The sequence below is a fragment of the Tenebrionibacter intestinalis genome, from assembly GCF_016632365.1.
Classification (GTDB): domain Bacteria; phylum Pseudomonadota; class Gammaproteobacteria; order Enterobacterales; family Enterobacteriaceae; genus Tenebrionibacter; species Tenebrionibacter intestinalis.
Genome location: NZ_JAEPBH010000106.1, coordinates 1 through 1,891, shown reverse-complemented (window position 1 = coordinate 1,891; position 1,891 = coordinate 1). Strand labels below are relative to the sequence as shown.

The 1,891-nt window shown below is 48.1% G+C and carries 3 protein-coding genes and 1 pseudogene; 2 read left to right on the top strand and 2 right to left on the bottom strand.

Going from position 1 to position 1,891, the window contains the following annotated elements:
* The first annotated feature begins 157 nt into the window (after window positions 1–157).
* Window positions 158–553 (top strand): helix-turn-helix domain-containing protein, encoded by a 396-nt coding sequence (locus tag JJB97_RS17810; RefSeq protein ID WP_238715414.1) that lies wholly within the window; start codon window positions 158–160, stop codon window positions 551–553.
* Window positions 554–626: 73 nt separating this feature from the next.
* Window positions 627–863, top strand: a complete 237-nt coding sequence (locus JJB97_RS17805) for a SymE family type I addiction module toxin (RefSeq protein WP_238715413.1) — start codon at window positions 627–629, stop codon at window positions 861–863.
* A 38-nt stretch (window positions 864–901) separates the two neighbouring features.
* On the opposite strand, the gene JJB97_RS17800 is transcribed toward JJB97_RS17805, so the two are convergent.
* Window positions 902–1,273, bottom strand: a complete 372-nt coding sequence (locus tag JJB97_RS17800; RefSeq protein WP_238715412.1) for an immunity 8 family protein — start codon at window positions 1,271–1,273, stop codon at window positions 902–904.
* Window positions 1,270–1,891 (bottom strand): annotated as a pseudogene (locus JJB97_RS17795) (hypothetical protein); the annotation flags it as partial. The pseudogene JJB97_RS17795 and the gene JJB97_RS17800, both read right to left, overlap by 4 nt.

The window sequence follows — 1,891 nt, the reverse complement described above, 5'->3', positions numbered from 1 at the left end:
GCTGCTCAAGCTCTGCCGGGGTTATCCTTGCCATAACGCTGCCTCTCTTAAAAACCTGTCAAGATTTTCTTTGATTCGTAATTCGAGTCATTATATATTCGCAATACGATAATATGGCAAGTCGTTTTTAGAGTACCCCGTATACTTGGAGCATCTTATGACTGACATGACAGATGAGCTTATGCAGACCGAAGAGCAACGGCGGGCTTTTGGTAAACGACTTAAAGAGTTGCGTAACCAGCAACGGCGAACACAGAAGGAAGTCGCCGGGCTGATTGGATTGCAACTATCGCAGTACAACAAGTATGAGTCCGGAATGCATATTCCCCCGGCAGAGAAGCTTATTCTTCTGGCTGAGTTGTTTAGCGTGACGATTGATTATCTTTTGCTTGGCTCACACAACGAGCAGCCACAGATTAGTAACACGCGACTGATGGAGCGCTTCCGGGCGCTGGCTCAGTGCCAGCCCGAAGAGCAGGAGACGGTGATTAAGTTGATTGATGCCGTAATAGTGAAGAACCGGGTGGAGACGGCTGTACGCCCGGTTGATTAGTTTTTAGCGCGGGGTTGAGGTGTTACGAGCACCTCAACCCCGCTCACCACAACCAACTAAGCAGGAGTTGATCATGGCTGAACACGATACTAAGCCAGATGTGAGGATTTCCAAAGGATTACGCCGCTATAAAGTCGGCTACGTCAGTATCCAGCATATTAAGCGGGCTACCGGTATGACCACGTATTACAGCCGCTCGCCCAGCCTGCACCTTAAGGGTGACTGGCTGGCAGAGGCAGGATTCGGGACCAACACGCCGGTTACCGTGGCCGTGGAGCAGGGACAGATTGTGATCCGGCCTGCTGAGTGACAGGTAAAAAGATCCCGGCTCGGTGGCCGGGATTAACTCTACCGAGATGGATAAAACTGATAATCTTCATATTCCCAAAAACTAATACGACTTAGCTTTTCAGCTATGCTGGACCAGTTATCTGCATGGCAAGCAGTAATTTGTTTTTCTATAAAGGCCCGGATTTTATCGTAGTCGTATTCATCCATAATGATCATTCCTTTTCCTAAAAGAACATCATTTTTTACGAGTTCACCCTGCAACCATTTTGGAGTACAAATTAGCATGTCAAAATACTCAGCACCCTCTTCATTATCAGGTCCAATCATTGCTCTAATCCAGCTTCCAAAAGACTCGGGGCTTTCAGGCCAATAACTATTTAAATCATCTTCTATTTCCAAAGAACGCAGTTCTTTTAATAAGGCTTTCATTTAGTTATATCCAAATGTCCATTGCTAATTGGTCGCCCGCCAGGTGTTAACTTTTGTTCAAAGTTAGCCTGTACACCTGTTGTGGCATACGTGCTATTTGGTTTAGCTGAAGGTGGTCGATAAACTCTTAAGCCATCAGCACTTACCCATGATGTTCCGTCTTTAGATATTCTGTAACCCGGCCCGACCCATGCTTCTCCTAATACATTAGCTTCATTAGCAGTGGCCTTTCCTAAACCAAAGTATCCTTTATTACCTTTGGCTGCATCACGTAGTATTCCTATCTGTTCGGCAACATTTAAAGAACTGGAATTATTGATTGTCTGACCATTCTTCGCCACATTAGCCGCCGCAGCTTCAGCTTTCGCCGCCGTAGCCTCTGCCGCTGTCTTACCGATACCCACTGCACCACCGGCCCCAACACCTCCCGGCACGATAGCTTCGGATACCTGGATACCTGCATTATTCAGACACAGTACAACATTACCAGCACATGACTGGATTGCTGCCTGGGCCGCCACCGCGATCTCCGGGGTGGCCGCCGCCAGTAAGCCACCGCCAAGCCCAGCCGGAAGTGCTACCATCAGCGCATCCTGCATCGCCAGTCCTTTCTGACAC

What these genes read in the sequence shown, in the direction of transcription:
- JJB97_RS17810 (WP_238715414.1), top strand. Translation starts at nt 158, where the DNA reads ATGACTGACATGACAGATGAGCTTATGCAGACCGAAGAGCAACGGCGG.
- JJB97_RS17805 (WP_238715413.1), top strand. Translation starts at nt 627, where the DNA reads ATGGCTGAACACGATACTAAGCCAGATGTGAGGATTTCCAAAGGATTA.
- JJB97_RS17800 (WP_238715412.1), bottom strand. Translation starts at nt 1,273, where the DNA reads ATGAAAGCCTTATTAAAAGAACTGCGTTCTTTGGAAATAGAAGATGAT.